The organism is Rhodococcus sp. NPDC127593, assembly GCF_042671975.1.
GTDB lineage: Bacteria > Actinomycetota > Actinomycetes > Mycobacteriales > Mycobacteriaceae > Rhodococcus_F.
The window spans coordinates 1-15,777 of record NZ_JBHXWI010000015.1 but is presented as its reverse complement, the minus strand read 5'-3'; the positions used below and the strand labels follow the sequence as shown (position 1 = coordinate 15,777).

12 protein-coding genes are annotated in these 15,777 nt (G+C 67.9%); 9 read left to right on the top strand and 3 right to left on the bottom strand.

What is annotated here, in order from left to right; all coding sequences use genetic code 11:
* The first annotated feature begins 20 nt into the window (after nt 1-20).
* Entirely contained in the window at nt 21-2,774 is a 2,754-nt protein-coding gene (locus tag ACFVJ3_RS15960; RefSeq protein ID WP_378452941.1) for a cation-translocating P-type ATPase, read from the top strand.
* Nucleotides 2,775-2,794: 20 nt separating this feature from the next.
* Here ACFVJ3_RS15960 and ACFVJ3_RS15955 read toward each other — a convergent pair whose 3' ends face one another.
* Nucleotides 2,795-4,804 carry an alkaline phosphatase family protein gene (locus tag ACFVJ3_RS15955; RefSeq protein WP_378452940.1) on the bottom strand — a complete coding sequence of 670 codons (2,010 nt, stop codon included), beginning with the start codon at nt 4,802-4,804 and terminating at the stop codon, nt 2,795-2,797.
* Nucleotides 4,805-4,838: 34 nt separating this feature from the next.
* On the opposite strand from ACFVJ3_RS15955, the gene ACFVJ3_RS15950 reads away from it, so the two are divergent.
* On the top strand, nt 4,839-5,651 hold the full coding sequence (locus ACFVJ3_RS15950) for an MBL fold metallo-hydrolase (protein ID WP_378452939.1): 813 nt from the start codon (nt 4,839-4,841) through the stop codon (nt 5,649-5,651).
* A gap of 61 nt (nt 5,652-5,712) precedes the next feature.
* Entirely contained in the window at nt 5,713-7,428 is a 1,716-nt protein-coding gene (locus ACFVJ3_RS15945; RefSeq protein WP_378452938.1) for a SulP family inorganic anion transporter, read from the top strand.
* A gap of 10 nt (nt 7,429-7,438) precedes the next feature.
* Here ACFVJ3_RS15945 and ACFVJ3_RS15940 read toward each other — a convergent pair whose 3' ends face one another.
* Complete coding sequence (locus tag ACFVJ3_RS15940; protein ID WP_378452937.1) at nt 7,439-8,788, bottom strand: diacylglycerol/lipid kinase family protein; 1,350 nt, start codon at nt 8,786-8,788, stop codon at nt 7,439-7,441.
* 207 nt (nt 8,789-8,995) lie between these two features.
* Between ACFVJ3_RS15940 and ACFVJ3_RS15935 the strand changes: the two genes are divergently transcribed.
* Nucleotides 8,996-9,565, top strand: coding sequence for a potassium channel family protein (locus ACFVJ3_RS15935; protein WP_378452936.1), 570 nt, complete (start codon nt 8,996-8,998; stop codon nt 9,563-9,565).
* Between the two features lie 21 nt (nt 9,566-9,586).
* Here the strand turns inward: ACFVJ3_RS15935 and ACFVJ3_RS15930 are convergent, their stop codons facing one another.
* The gene (locus tag ACFVJ3_RS15930; protein ID WP_378452935.1) at nt 9,587-10,570 is read right to left on the bottom strand and encodes a GlxA family transcriptional regulator; all 984 of its coding nucleotides are present in this window, start codon (nt 10,568-10,570) and stop codon (nt 9,587-9,589) included.
* A 71-nt stretch (nt 10,571-10,641) separates the two neighbouring features.
* Here ACFVJ3_RS15930 and ACFVJ3_RS15925 point away from each other — a divergent pair, with 71 nt between their 5' ends.
* The 5 genes from ACFVJ3_RS15925 to ACFVJ3_RS15905 form a co-directional block, all read left to right on the top strand.
* The gene (locus tag ACFVJ3_RS15925; RefSeq protein WP_378452934.1) at nt 10,642-11,952 is read left to right on the top strand and encodes an MFS transporter; all 1,311 of its coding nucleotides are present in this window, start codon (nt 10,642-10,644) and stop codon (nt 11,950-11,952) included.
* A gap of 50 nt (nt 11,953-12,002) precedes the next feature.
* The gene (locus ACFVJ3_RS15920) at nt 12,003-13,853 is read left to right on the top strand and encodes an AMP-dependent synthetase/ligase (RefSeq protein ID WP_378452933.1); all 1,851 of its coding nucleotides are present in this window, start codon (nt 12,003-12,005) and stop codon (nt 13,851-13,853) included.
* Between the two features lie 39 nt (nt 13,854-13,892).
* Entirely contained in the window at nt 13,893-14,654 is a 762-nt protein-coding gene (locus ACFVJ3_RS15915; protein ID WP_378452932.1) for a MerR family transcriptional regulator, read from the top strand.
* 71 nt (nt 14,655-14,725) lie between these two features.
* Nucleotides 14,726-15,115, top strand: a complete 390-nt coding sequence (locus ACFVJ3_RS15910; protein ID WP_378452931.1) for a DUF5313 family protein — start codon at nt 14,726-14,728, stop codon at nt 15,113-15,115.
* 168 nt (nt 15,116-15,283) lie between these two features.
* Nucleotides 15,284-15,777 (top strand): carboxyl transferase domain-containing protein (locus ACFVJ3_RS15905; RefSeq protein WP_378452930.1); only part of this gene is annotated, 494 nt, incomplete at its 3' end.

Below are 15,777 nucleotides of genomic sequence, written 5' to 3'. Positions count from 1 at the left end.
GCCGGAAAGGACGAGCGGTCATGGTCTCCACGGAACCCGCGCAGGCGCGCACGGCCTGGCACGCCCAGGACGCCGACGCCGTGGTGGCCGCAACAGCGTCCGATCGGCAGTCCGGTCTGACGGCCGGCGAAGCGGACGAACGGCGCCGACGATACGGTCCCAACGAGATCGCCTCCGAGCCGGCGCCGTCGACGTGGGCGATCGCGCTGCAGCAGTTGAAGGACCTCATGAACCTGATGCTGATCGCGGTGGCGGTCGTCAGCGTCGTCATCGGTGAGGTACCGACTGCGATCATCGTCGCGGCACTCGTCGGGCTCAACGTCGTGCTGGGCACTCAACAGGAACTGAAGGCGCGCGCCAGCGTCGACGCGCTCGCGAAGATGCAGACACCACTGGTTCGGGTGACCCGGGACGGGACGCTGGTTCAGTTCGCCGCCACCGACCTCGTACCGGGCGACATCGTGCACCTCGAGGCCGGCGACGTCGTCCCCGCCGACGGTCGACTGCTCACGTCGGCGACCCTCGAGACCCAGGAGGCGGCGCTGACGGGTGAGAGCGCGCCCGTCCCGAAGGACCCTCAGACCCTCGGCGCCGCCGACGTCTCCCTCGGCGACCGCAGCAACATGGCCTTCCAGAACACGTCCGTCACCCGGGGCACCGCCACCATGGTCGTCACCGAAACCGGCATGAACACGCAGATGGGCGAGATCGCGTCGATGCTGTCGGCCGTCGCGCCGAGCAAGTCTCCGCTTCAGCGCGAACTGAATTCGCTCACGAAGGTGCTCGGGATCATCGCCTGGACGGCGGTCGCTCTCATCGTGGTCCTCGGGGTGATCCGCGGACAAAGCCTGACGACGGTGCTGCTGCTCGGTATCTCCATGGGGGTGTCCGCGATCCCGACCGGCCTGCCGACGTTCGTGCAAGCGATGCTGGCCTTCGGGGCCCGCCAGCTGGCCGAGGCGAAGGCCGTCGTGAAGAACCTCACCGACGTCGAAACCCTCGGCGCCACCAGCGCGATCAACTCGGACAAGACCGGCACACTGACGATGAACCAGATGACGGTGCGGTCGCTGTACTTCCACTGCCGGTGGTACACCGTCGACGGCGAGGGATACAGCAAGACCGGGAGGATCACCCACGTCGCGGGTGATGCCGTCCCCGACTTCACCCTGCTCGCGTACGGGCTGTGCCTCGACAGTGACGCCACCGTCTCCGACACCGGGGAGGTCGTCGGCGATCCGACCGAGGCCGCGCTGGTCGTGCTCGCCGCCAAGGTCGGCGTCGACGCCCCACTCACCCGGCAAACGTATCCCCGCGTCGCCGAGGTGCCGTTCGACTCCGCCTACAAGTTCATGGCGACGTTCCACCATCTCCAGGTGGACGGCAGCACCCGGTTCGTGGAGCTCGTCAAGGGCGGCCCCGACGTGGTCCTCGCCCGATGCGCCACCGCCTACCGGCCGGGCCGGCAGGTGGCACCACTCGACGAGGTCCGGGAGGAGCTGACCGAAGCGAACCGGACCATGTCCGAGAAGGGCCTGCGGGTACTGGCGTTCGCCGCCCGCCGGCTCGACGGGCAGGAGGAGGCCGTGGGGGCCGACCCCATGTCGTTTGTGGAGGACCTCACGTTCGTCGGCATGGTCGGCATCATCGACCCGCTGCGGCCGGAGGCGATCGACGCCGTGCGGACCGCCCACGCGGCAGGCATCGACGTTCGCATGATCACCGGCGACCATGCGATCACGGCATCCGCGATCGGCGCCGAACTCGGTCTCGGACCGGGCGCCATCGGCGGGCCCGAACTCCAGGCGATGACCGACGACGACCTGGCGGCGGCCCTCCCGAACCTGCACGTATTCGGCCGCGTCACCCCGCAGGACAAGCTCCGCCTCGCCGACATCATGCAGAAGAGCGGCGCGGTCGTCGCCATGACCGGGGACGCCGTCAACGACGCGGCAGCACTGAAGAAGGCCGACATCGGCGTCGCCATGGGATCGGGCAGCGAAGTCACCAAACAGGCCGGCAAGATGATCCTCACCGACGACAACTTCGGAACCCTGATCACCGCGATCCGATTGGGCCGCAACATCTACGAGAAGATCGTCTCGTACATCCGGTACCAGATGTCCAAACTCTTCTCGCTGGTTCTGCTGTTCCTCGTCGCGAGCATCTTCGACATCAACGACGGCGTCGCGCTCACCCCGCTGATGGTGCTGTTCCAGCACTTCTTCATCACACTGTTCCCGGTCGCCGTCATCATGCTCGACCCGGCGCCGCCGGACCTGATGAACAAGCCTCCGCGCGACCCCCGGCTGCCGATCGCCAACCGGACGGCGTTCGTGCAATGGCTGGCATACGGAGTCCTGCAGTTCGCCGTCACGCTCGCCGCGATGCTCCTCGCGCCGGGCGACATGAGTACGACCGAGGCGAGCGTGCCCATGACTACGGCCTTCGTCGTGCTGTCGTTCGGGTCCATCCTCGCCGGACTCGTCATGCGGCGCGATCCCGAATCCGGTCTCACCGCACCGATCCTCACCGCACTGAAGATCCTGTCGGTTCCGATCGTCGTCACCGTGTTCGCGGTCGAGATCGGCTTCCTCCAGGACCTTCTCATGACGACGTCGTTGACGGGCGGCCAGTGGCTCGCCTGCCTCGGCTGGTCGCTGATCATCCCGATCGTCGTGGAGGCGGAGAAGGCGCTCCGTCGCCGGCGGCACACGCGACCGAGCGCACCGATCCCTGCCTCCGTCGCGGTCGACCCGCGACGCGCACGCTGAGGGTTGTCGCGTCCGCTTCGTCACCGCTGCGCGCGGTCCCGTCGAAGATCCCGCCACCCGACGAGCACCTGGTGCAGGTTCTCGGCGCCGTGCAGCGGGTCGGGCGGTGCTGGCAGATCACCGGGGTAGATGACGAACGGGGTGCTCTGCGGTCCGCCCATGCCACCGTGTGAGCCGACCTGCTCCTCGAACGCCGCGACCTCGTCGGTCTCGGGCCAGTACGTGCCGCCGACCATGATGTCGGCGACGTTGTCGAAGGTGTCGGTGCGTCGCACCTTCACCAGCGCGTCGGGGCCCATCACCGCGAGCGGGTCCTCGCCGGTGACCTCGCCGGTCGTCACGTCGACCTGGCCGTGGGGGCCGAGCACCACGGATCCGCCGGGGGTGGCAACGAGCAGGAAGCCGACCCCGGGATGCTCGCGCAGCCCGGTGAGCAGCCCGGGATGGGCGGCCTCGATGGCGTTGACATCCGCGCGTCCGGGCAGGTGCGGGAAGTAGACCAGACCGAGATTGCCCGAGCCGAGCACGATCGGCTCGCCTGCGGAGGCGTGCGCCTCCTCGCCAGCCGTCGGCGAGTGCACGCTGGCCGCGGCGTAGCCGCGCCCCTCCGCCCCGGGCTGTCGGGAAACGTCGGATTCGCGCTCGTACCAGTGACGCTTCACCGCGGCCGGTTCGCGCTGCGCGGCCAGCCGGGCGACCAACTGCCCCAGAGTTTCCCCGAAGCGTTGCAGGAAGGTCGCGCCCTGACTCTGTCCGTGATCGGACAGCACGACGACGTGGTAGGGCCGATCGGCCTGCTCCACCACCGCGAGCAGCATCTCGACGACGTCGTCGAGTTTGGTCAGCACCGCGAGGGTCTCGGGCCGCGAAATGCCGGAATGGTGCGACACCTCGTCGTAGCCGATCAGGTCGACGTAGACAACGCTGCGCCCCTTGATCAGATCGCCGACCACCGCGGCGGCGGCGACGTCGGTGGCGAGCACGGTCGCGAACGCCCGCACGAACGGATAGACCCCGCCACGCGGCACCCGCGGCTGGATGTCCTTTCGCTTCTGCCGCAGTGACTGGCGTAGTTCCCGTTGCAGTTCCGCGACCATCCGGATGAACGTGCGCAGCGCGCTCGCCGGGTCAGCGAAATAGTCGCTGTATCCGGCACCGCCGCCGAGGCGGGCACCACGCATGCGGCTGACGACGAGCACGTTGTCGTGCGCGCCGCCGGTGAACAGGTTGCCGCGGCTCGCACCGTCGTGCGCCAGCAGGCCGGGGATGTCGGTTCGTTCGAGTTCGCGCCGCTCGTTGTCGGCGGGGTTACTGAACACCGAAAGGTGCTCGGTCGTCTTGTCGTACCAGCGAAACGCAGGCACGTTGTGGTTGGAACCGTGCAGCACGCCCAGCTGGGTTGCACCCGTCTGACTGCTCCAGTCGGTGTGCCACGGCACCAGCCGGTGGGTCTCGCGCACCAACTTCGCCAGCCCGGGCGTCACGCCGTCGGCGATTGCGCGACGCAGCACGTCGTAACCGAGGCCGTCGATCTGGATGCACAGCAGCCCCGGGGACGCGTCCACGAGCGCGGCGTTGCGACGCAACCGGAACCGCTGTCGGCGCACCTGCATCAGTCGGTACGCGGTATCGGAACGGGACGCGATTGCGCCCGAGACCACGGAGGTGACCAGCGAGAGCAGTGCCGCGAGGACGAACGAATCGCTCAGCTGGTCCACTGCCGCGACCGGCACCAGGTACAGCGTCAACAGCATGATTACACCGCCGGCGAGGAACGTCCCGACGAACAGCAGCACTGGGCCGATCCACGACATGAACCGCATCATCACCGGCCACAGTGCGGCGTTGAGCAGGCCGAACACCAGCGCGAGCACCAGCGCGGCCGGGAGCGTCGGTAGCGGAGTGAAGCTCGACTGGTCCAGGGTGATGCCGCCGAGGATGCGGTCGAGCACGATGAGCGCGAGCGCCGACGAGCCCCAGAGCACGAGGAACTCGACGAGCAGTCGCACCACGTCGCCCACCGTGCGCATCGCAACCCTTCCGTCGTCTGGAATCGTAAGGGTCGTGAGCGCGACGCCGGGTTCGAATGCCGCCGCATCCTGGGTGCGGTGGCTCGGACATGCCAGCGCACTGATCGTGGACCGCGGGACGGTCATCCTGACCGATCCGGTGCTCACCGACCGCGTCGCGCACCTACGCCGCCGCCGAGGGCCCGCGCCGATCGGGCCGCACGTGCGCAACCCGGACGCCGTCCTGCTCTCGCACCTGCACGCGGACCATACCCACCTGCCGTCGCTGCGGCTACTCGATCCGGGCGTCCCGATCGTGGCCCCGTGGCGGGCGATCGACGGTCTGCCCGCGCTGCGCCAGTTCGCCGACCGCATGGTGTTGCTGCGCCCCGGCGACGAGACCAGGATCGGCAATGTCGCCGTGCGCGCCGTGCCCGCCCGACACGACGGCCGGCGCTGGCGGCGCGGCCCGGAGCTCGCGCCCGCGGTCGGGTACGTCGTCGAGGGGGACCGGCGGACCTACTTTGCCGGCGACACCGACCTGTACCCGGATCTCGCCGACCACGTCGGCCCGGTGAACCTCGCGCTACTACCCGTCGGGGGCTGGGGTCCGACTCTCGGCAAGGGTCACCTGGACCCGACTCGGGCCGCGGTCGTCGCGCGTCTGGTCGAGGCCGGCCTGGCCGTGCCGATCCACTACGGCACGCTGTGGCCGATCGGCCTGGACGCCGTGCGCCCCCGGCTGTTCTTCGGTCCGGGCGCCGAGTTCGTCCACCACGCCGAGAGGGCGGGTGTCGTTGCAGTGGAATTGCACCCGGGTGGCGAGCTCGGCGAACCAGGTGCCGGCACCGGGTCGCCGGGAAACTGATGTGAACTCGTTTGCCCTGAAATGGCGGACCGTGCCGCGGCGATGGGGCGATAATCCATGAATGGCCTGGACAGGAAGCCTCGCCCGGTTACCCGGAATCGCGACGGCGCGGGCGTACCACCGGGAATGGCTGCGCCCCGACATCACCGCCGGTCTCGTCCTCACGGCCCTGCTCATTCCCGCCGGGATGGGATACGCGGAGGCGGCCGGATTGCCCGCCTACGCCGGCCTCTACGCCACGATCATTCCGCTCCTCGCCTACGCCGCGGTGGGACCGTCGAAAATCCTCGTGCTCGGCCCGGACTCGTCACTTGCACCACTCATCGCCGCGGCGGTACTGCCTCTCGCCGTGGCCGATGACCCGGAGAGCGCACTCGCCCTGGCCGGTGTCCTCGGTGTGCTCGTCGGCCTGATTCTTCTCGTCGGCGGGTTTCTGCATCTCGGTTTCGTGACCGAACTGCTGTCGAAGCCCATCCGGCTCGGCTACCTGAATGCGATCGCGCTCATCGTCGTAGTCGGCCAGTTACCCAAGCTGCTCGGGTTCTCCGTCGACGCGTCCGGCCTCATCGGAGAGATCGGGGAGATCGGACGGTCCGTGGTACAGGGCAACATCGATCCCGTCGCCGCCGCAATGGGCATCGGATCCCTCGCCGTCATCGTCGGGTTCCGCATCTGGCTGCCCCGCATCCCCGGAGTCCTCGTGGCCGTGGCCGGGGCGATCGCCCTGTCCGCCGCACTCGGACTCACCGACGACATCGGAATGGTCGGCGCCCTGCCCGCCGGCCTGCCGTTGCCGTCGTTCGGCGGTGTCGACTGGGGGGACGTGGGAAGCCTCGTCGGCCCCGCCGCCGGTATCGCCCTGATCGCCTTCGCCGACACCGGCGTTCTCTCCCGCACGTTCGCCGCCCGGCACGGCGACGACGTGAACGGCAGCACGGAGATGAAGGCGGTCGGCGTGGCCAACATCGCCGGCGGACTGTTCGGCGGGTTCCCCATCTCCGCCAGCGGGTCACGCACCCCGGTGGCCGAACAGAGCGGCGCCCGCACCCAACTGGCGTGCGTCGTCGGAGCACTCGCCGTCCTGGTCTTCGTTCTCGTCGCCCCCGGGGTCACCACCTACCTCCCCGACGCGACGCTCGGGGCCGTCGTGATCGTCGCCGCCACGGCGCTGGTGGACGTGAACGGCATGATCCGGATGTGGCGCATGAGCACCGTGGAGTTCGGACTCGCCATCGCGGCGTTCCTCGGGGTCGCCCTGGTTGGCGTGCTGCAGGGAATCCTCGTCGCGATCGGGCTGTCCTTCGTCGCGGTGGTCGCGCAGGCCTGGCAGCCGTACCGCACGGAACTCGTCCGGACGACCGACCGCCCCGGCTTCCACGACGTCGAACGCCACCCCGGCGGACAACGCATCCCCGGACTGGTACTGGTGCGCTTCGACGCTCCCCTCTTCTTCGCGAACGGCGAGATCTTCGACGAATACGTGCGCTCGGTGGTGGCGAAGGCCCCGGCCCCGGTCGAATGGGTGATCGTGGCGGCCGAGCCGATCACCGGCCTCGACACGACCGCCGTCGACGAACTCGTCGACCTCGACACCTATCTCGAGGGTAACGGGATCCGGTTGGCGTTCGCGGAGATGAAAGGTCCGATCAAGGACCAGCTCATCCGGTTCGGGGTGGGCGACAGGTTCGATTCGTCGCACTTCTACCCCACCGTCGAGTCCGCCGTGACCGCCTTTCACAGTCGAGCCGACCACACCGGCGATCCGACCGACGGCTGAACCGACTCCGTCAGCCTCGGGGCGCCGACCCGGACGCGACGTGTGGGCGGTACGCCGCCTGCCACAGGCGAACCCAGTCGAACACAGGCGCAGCGGGGCGCACCCCGGGCCTCGTCCTGGGCACGCGCACCCGCAAGGCGTCCGGTTCGACGGTGCACCGCACCGGAGTGCGGAGCAGGAGAGATTCGCCGTCGACTCCCACGGCGATCTCCGGGGCATCGGCGTCGACGACCACCTCGATCGCCGTTTCCTGCGTCAAACCGCGAACATTGGTGCGGCGCAGCAGACCGACCGCCTGCCGGGTGTTCGCCACCGACACGGTGACCGCGCCGAGGACGCCCCGATCGAGACGGTCCCGGCGACTCAGACCCGCCAGATCACTGTTGCCGTAGGGATTGTTGCTCACCAGGACCGCCTGTGGCTCCTCGACGGTAGTCTCACCGATCCGCGCGACCAATCGAGGGCCGGTCTGCCCGGTGAGCAGATCGGGGAGCAACGTCAGGACTGTCGCGGTCTTGTCGTCGCGGTATGCGGGACTGCGCACGATTTCGGCATAGACCCCGAACGAGGCGTTGTTGACGAAGGGTCGGCCGTTGATGGTGCCGAGGTCCACGCGCAACTCGACCCCGTCCCGGAGTGCGTCCAGCGATCGGCTCGGGTCGGTGCGATCGAGTCCGAGATCCATCGCGAAGTGGTTGCGGGTTCCGGCGCTGATCACCAAGAACGGCAGGTGGTGTCGGGCCGCGACCGCCGCAACCAGAGCCTGCGTCCCGTCTCCGCCCGCCACCCCCAGCAGATCGGCCCCTTGCGCGACCGCCTGCTGGGCCAGGGCGGTGACATCGACGGTGTCCGGACCTTCGAGCAGCACGACTTCGGCGCCCAATTCTTCAGCTTTGCGCTTCAGGTCGAACTTCGCGACCTTCCCGCCACCGGAATGCGGATTCATGATCACGAACGGGTGCTGTGGTGTCGGTGCGGGGTATTCGGGCATGCCCGTCTCCGCACGTCTGCGACGCAAGGCGGCGCGGGCGCAGACGACGGCCAGTAGAGCGAGCCCGTACGCGAGCAGCACCACCCACAGCAGGTGCGCACGAATGAACAGGGTCAGAACGACGATCGGTGCGACGATCGCCACTCCCAGTGCGATCCACCTGAGCGCTCCGCGCCGGGTGAGGAACCAGTACAACGCCGCCACCGTCACCACGACGCCACCGGTCCCCACGATGAGCAATGCCACGGTGCCCAGCACTCCGGCGAACAACACGGGTACCGCCGCCGCGCCGACGGCGAACACGAACGCCACACGCGCCCACCAGCGTCGGGCACGATCGCTGGTATCGGCGGCACCTGATCTGTTCACGTGACTACCCCTCACCGGCGGCGTGTCCTTCCTCGCGACGGCACACCTTCCCGTCGTATCTCCATCTTCCGCCGTGCACGGAGGCGATCGCAGCACATTGCCCGTCCGAGGCACAAAGACGACCAATGTGCACCGATCGGCTCCTCGATCGGCGGAAAATGGAGGTAGCGACCTCGGGTCGCACCATCGCCGAGAAGGGGCGCCGTCATGTCCGACGAATCGTTGGCCGACGACGGTGTGCGGAGTCTCGCCCGACATGCGCGGATGCGTGTAGTGGTGCCGGCGGTGCTGCGCCCGGTGTGTGCCACGACCGTGCTGATGACCGCGTACTTCCTGCTGCCCTTCACCACGGTCGACAACCTGCGCACCACGTCGCTGGTAATCGGGGGTCTCGTGGTGGTCTGCACGGTGTACGTCTGGCAGATCCGCATGGTGCTGCGTGCCGAATACCCTCGTGCGCAGGCCGTCGAGGCGTTGGCAGTGACAGTGGGGGTCTACCTCGTCGCCTACGCGACGACGTACTTTCTACTCTCACACTCGGGTCCGGACAACTTCAACGAAGCGTTGACCCGTCTCGACGCCCTCTATTTCACCCTGACGGTCTTCGCCACGGTCGGGTTCGGTGACATCGCAGCCACCACGGAGGCCGCGCGGGCAGTCGTGTCGGTACAGATCATCGGCAACCTGATCCTGATCTCGTTGGGCCTCCGTGTGCTGACAGCCTCTGTTCAGCTGCGGCGAAAACCCGGTATCCCCCCGACTGACGATTTCCGGTGAACTGCGCCATCACCGGTTCCATCAGACCGCCCGAACTGCCTGGCCTCGAAATGTTCTGCGATACGCCGACGGTGGGACGCCGAGCACGGCGCCCATGTGCTGACGCAGTGACACCGCAGTCCCGAAACCGACCTCGCGGGCGATGACGTCGACGGACAGGTCGGTGGTCTCGAGGAGTTGTCGCGCGCGGTCGACCCGGTGAGTGATCAGCCAGCGGTTCGGGGTGGTGCCGACCTCTTCACCGAACCGCCGCGTGAACGTGCGGACGCTCATGTTCGCGTGCGCGGCCATCCGGCTCAGCGTCAGCGACTCAGCCAGCCGATCCAGAGCCCAGTCCCGGGTGGCCGCGGTGGACTCGGCGGTGGTCTCCGGGATCGGCCGCTCGATGTACTGCGCCTGCCCGCCGTCGCGCCAGGGTGGGACGACGCATCGGCGCGCCACCTGATTGGCGACGTCGGAGCCGTGGTCGCGGCGCACGATGTGGAGGCAGAGGTCGAGTCCGGCGGCGACGCCTGCCGAGGTGAGGATGTGCCCCTCGTCGACGAACAGCACGTCGGGATCGACCCGGACCTGCGGATAGGTGCGCTGGAAGTGTTCGGCGTTGCGCCAGTGCGTGGTGGCGCGCAGTCCGTCGAGCAGACCCGCCGCGGCGAGGATGTAGGAACCGGTGCAGATGGAGACGTAGCGCGTGCCGGGACGGACGAAGGCGAGAGCCGCCTCGAGGTTCGGGGGCAGACGACCGTCGTCGTAGGCCGGGCCGAGTTCGTAGGACGCGGGGATCACCACCGTGTCGGCCTCGGCCAGCAACTCGGGCCCGTGGTCGACGGACACCGAGAAGTCGGCGTCCGAACGCACGGGCCGGCCGTCCGCCGTGCAGGTCTGCACCTCGTACAGCGAGTTCCCGTCGGCGTCGTGCGCCCGGCCGAAGACCCGCGACGGAATGCCGAGTTCGAACGGGATCACACCGTCCAGGGCGAGCACGACCACCCGATGACGTTCAACCATGGCCAGATTCTTTCACATGTTGTCATTCCGGCAACTGTTCCGGCGGGACGCCGTCCCGCAGACTTACCGTCGTGACGTCCGAAATCGCGCCCCCGGCACCTCCTACCCAGACGGCCCCGCCGCGCCTCCACTACGCCTGGCTGGTCGCCGTCGTCGCGTTCCTCGCCCTCGTGGGAGCCGCCAGCTTCCGGGCGGCGCCCTCGATCCTGATCGATCCCCTGCACGAGGACTTCGGCTGGTCGCGGGCGAGCATCTCCTCCGCGGTGTCGATCAACCTGGTGCTGTACGGGTTGACCTCGCCGTTCGCGGCGGCGCTCATGGAACGCTTCGGCATGCGGCGGGTGGTCACCGCGGCGCTGGTCCTGGTGTCCGCCGGCAGCGGATTGACCGTCTTCATGACCGCCACCTGGCAACTGGTGCTGCTGTGGGGCGTGCTCGTCGGGCTGGGCACCGGCTCGATGGCGCTCGCCTTCGTGGCCACCGTCGTCGACCGCTGGTTCGTCGCCCGCCGCGGCCTCGTGACCGGCATCCTCACCGCGGGCAGCGCCGCCGGACAACTGGTGTTCCTGCCGATCCTCGCGATGGTCGCCGAGCACTACAACTGGCAGACCGTGGCGCTGACGGTGTCGTTCGCGGCCCTCGCCGTCGTGCCGTTGGTGCTCGTGTTCCTGCGCAACCGGCCGTCGGACGTCGGGACGGTGCCGTACGGCGCCGCGCCCGACTACGTCGCGGAACCACCCGTCCCGACCGGTCGCGGCGGCGCCGCAGGCCGGGCCGTGACGGTGCTGGTGTCGGCGGCGCGGACCCGGGTGTTCTGGTTGCTGGCCGGCACGTTCGCCATCTGCGGGGCGAGCACCAACGGACTCGTCGGCACCCACTTCGTCCCGGCCGCGCACGACCACGGCATGCCGGTGACGGCGGCGGCGAGCCTGCTGGCGGTGATCGGGATCTTCGACGTGATCGGCACCATCGCGTCGGGGTGGTTCACCGACCGGTTCGATTCACGCAAGCTCCTCGGCATCTACTACCTTCTGCGCGGGATCTCGCTGATGCTGCTGCCGATCCTGTTCGCGAACACCGTGCACCCGCCGATGCTCGCGTTCGTCATCTTCTACGGACTCGACTGGGTGGCGACCGTACCCCCGACTGTTGCGCTGTGCCGCAAGCACTTCGGCGGCGACGCACCCATCGTGTTCGGCTGGGTACTGGCGTCGCACCAGATCGGCGCCGGCATCGTGGCGTTCCTCGCGGGACTGGTGCGCGACCAGTTCGGCGGATACGACTCCGCGTTCTACGTCGCGGGCGGGCTTTGCGCGATCGCCGCCGTCATGTCTCTGGCCATCGTCACGAAACCCCGCAAGGTCGCGTCCGAGATCGGTTGACCTGCGCCGAAACCACTCCCCCGAGCGGCCCCGGTTCCTAAGATCGATACATGGCAGCTCAGCGCGCGTCGGACGAGGTCATTGACCGCTCCAAGATCGAGAATCGGGCTCCGTCGGTAGCCGCATTGTTCGTGGATCGGGTGGCCCACTCACCCAACCGCGAAGCCTTCCGGTACGTCGACGCAGCGGACCCGAAGCAGTGGTCCAGCGTCACCTGGTCCGAGGCGGGCGACCGTGTGCGCAACCTCGCGGCCGGACTCATCGTCCTCGGCGTGCAGGCCGAGCAACGGGTGGCGCTGGCTTCCGCCACCCGCTACGAGTGGGTGCTCGCCGACCTGGCCGTCATGTGCGCCGGCGCCGCCACCACCACGGTGTATCCCACCACCACGGCCGGCGACGTCGCCTACATCGTCGCCAACTCCGGCAGCCGCGTCGTCTTCGCGGAGGACGACGCGCAGCTGGCCAAGCTGCGCGAGAACCGCGGCGAACTCGGCGACGTCGAGAAGGTCGTCCTGATCGATGGCAACCCCGGAGACGACGACTGGGTGATCACGTTCGAGCAGCTACACGACCTCGGCGAAGAACTGCTCGCCGAGACACCCGACGCCGTGCACGACCGGATCGAGGCGATCGACCCCGACGACCTCGCCACCCTGATCTACACGTCCGGCACCACCGGCAGACCCAAGGGCGTGCGGCTGTCGCACGCGGCGTGGACGTACGAGGCGGCCGCGATCGACGCCACCGGCATCCTCGACGCCGACGACCTGCAATACCTCTGGCTCCCGCTGTCCCACGTGTTCGGGAAGGTCCTACTCACCCTGCCGCTGCAGATCGGTTTCGCGACGGCGGTCGACGGGCGCGTCGACAAGATCGTCGAGAACCTCGCGGTGGTCAAACCCACGTTCATGGGCGCGGCTCCCCGCATCTTCGAGAAGGCGTACGCGCGGATCGTCTCCACCGTGCGCGACGAGGGCGGACCCAAGGAGAAGATCTTCGACTGGGCCATCGGCGTCGGGCTTCGGGTGTCGAAGGCCAAGCAGGCGGGCAAGAGTCCGTCGCTGCTCGACTCGGTTCAGCACGCCGTCGCGGATCGACTGGTGTACAGCACGATTCGCGAACGGTTCGGCGGACGCCTGAAGTTCTTCATCTCCGGGTCCGCAGCGCTCAATCGTGATGTCGCGCAATGGTTCGACGCCGTCGGCATCGTCGTCCTCGAAGGGTACGGACTGTCCGAGACCAGTGCCGCATCGTTCGTCAACCGCCCGTCGGCGTACCGGTTCGGCACCGTCGGCTGGCCCATCCCGGGCACCGAGACCCGGATCGCCGACGACGGCGAAATCCTCGTCAAGGGTCCTGGCGTCATGAGCGGATACCACGAGAACCCCGAAGCCACAGCCGAAGCGCTCACCGACGACGGCTGGTTCCACACCGGCGACATCGGCGAACTGGACGACAGCGGCTACCTGCGGATCACCGACCGCAAGAAGGACATGTTCAAGACGTCCAACGGCAAATACGTCGCACCCTCCGCCGTGGCGGCCACGTTCAAGGGCATCTGCCCGTACGTCGGTGAACTCATCGTCGACGGCGAAGGGAAGTCGTACTGCGTAGCCCTGATCTCCCTCGACGCCGAATCGATCGGCGAATGGGCGAAGAATCACGACCTGGGTGGCAAGTCTCTCGCCGAGATCGCGAACGCCCAGGAGACCCGCAACCTGATCGGCGGTTACGTCGAGGAACTCAACGCCGGACTGAACCGGTGGGAGCAGATCAAGAAGTTCCGCATCCTCGAACGGGAACTCACCGTCGAGAACGGCGAGATCACACCGAGCATGAAGCTCAAGCGCAAGGTCGTGATGACCAATTTCTCCGACGAACTCGAAGATCTCTACAACTGACTTGACCCTCACGCGACGTAAGGCTGCACGGTAGAGGACGTGAGCGAGAGACACACGGTCGGCGTGGTCGCCAGGCTGGTCGGAGTGAGCGTGCGCACGCTGCACCACTACGACGAGATCGGTCTGGTGACACCGTCCGACCGCACACCCGGTGGGTACCGCAGCTATTCGGACGCCGACGTGGAACGTCTGCACCGCGTGCTGACATACCGCGAACTGGGTTTCCCCCTCGAGGAGATCGCAGCCCTGCTCGACGACCCGGACGTCGATGCCCTCGCGCATCTACGGCGACAGCACGCGTTGCTGAGCGAACGGATCGATCGCTTACACGAGATGGCTGCTGCCGTGGAGAAGATGATGGAGGCGAGAAGCATGGGCATTCAGCTCACCCCCGAAGAGCAGAACGAGATCTTCGGCGACAACTGGCCGGGCGAGGAGTACGCCGCCGAAGCCGAAGAGCGCTGGGGCGACACCGACGCGTGGAAGCAGTCCCAACAGCGGTCCGCGAAGATGGGCAAGGAGGACTGGAAGCGAATCAAGGCCGAGGGAGACGCATTCGAGGCCTCGCTCGCGCAGGCGATGGCCGACGGCGTCGAACCCGGGTCCGATCGGGCCAACGCACTCGCCGAGGAACACCGCACCGGCATCGAACGGTTCTACGACTGCGATCACGCAATGCAGGTGAACCTCGCCGAGATGTACCTCGCCGACGACCGCTTTCGCCGGCACTACGACGACGTCGCCCCCGGTCTGGCGCAGTACGTCCGGGACGTCATCGTCGCGAATGCGGAGCAGCAGTAGCGGGAACGGAGCGAACTCGGCCACGCACCGTCGTCGAGTTCGCTCCGTCTGTCAGCACTATCCTGAAACCCATGTCCGATGCGCAGCGTCCCAGCCCCAGTCAGTACGTCGGGTATCTGTTCGGTCGCACGCTGCCGGATTCGATGCAGGACTGGGTCCGCAACGACCTCGTCGGGCCGGGCGCATCGGTGCGATACGTCCTCCGTTTCATGCTTCCCGTCGTCGCGGTACTCGCGTTGTTCCTCCTCATCCCCGGTCCGATCTGGATTCCGCTGGCGATGATGGCCCTCCTGCTGCTCCCGCTGCTCTACTTTGCAGTCGCGCTGATGAACATCTACCGTCGCCACCGTCTGCTCAGTCACGGCCTCGATCCGGACCTCGTGGGCGAGAAGGCGCAGCGCCGCGCCGACCGCACGCGCGAGGACTACGAGCGCCGCCACGGCCGCACCGAGGACCAGTAGCAGCAGCACGGTGCATCACATCTCCGCGAGGAGAGTGATGCAGCGCACGTGAACGATCGATAAGTAATGCGTTAAAGTGGCGGCGTCCGAGTGGGTACTCCCACGAACCGCGTACCCCACGGGGTGCAGCGCAGGTTCCGACAGCCTCGACGGGAAGAGCAGTCATAGATGACAGTCACAGATTCGGCGGTCACGCCCGATATTCACACGACGGCGGGAAAGCTCGCCGACCTGCGTAATCGTCAGGCCGAGGCGCAGCACCCGAGCGGTGAAGCCGCGGTCGAAAAGGTCCACGCCAAGGGCAAGCTCACCGCCCGCGAACGCATCACCGCCCTATTGGACGACGGCAGCTTTGTCGAACTCGACGCCCTCGCCCGGCACCGCTCGGTGAACTTCGGCCTCGCCGACAACCGCCCCGTCGGCGACGGCGTCGTCACCGGCTACGGCACCGTCGACGGCCGCGACGTCTGCGTGTTCTCCCAGGACGCCACCGTCTTCGGCGGCTCATTGGGCGAAATCTACGGCGAAAAAATCGTCAAGGTCATGGACCTCGCCCTCAAGACCGGGCGCCCCCTGATCGGCATCAACGAAGGCGCCGGCGCCCGCATCCAGGAAGGCGTCGTCTCCCTCGGCCTGTACGGCGAAATCTTCCACCGCAACGT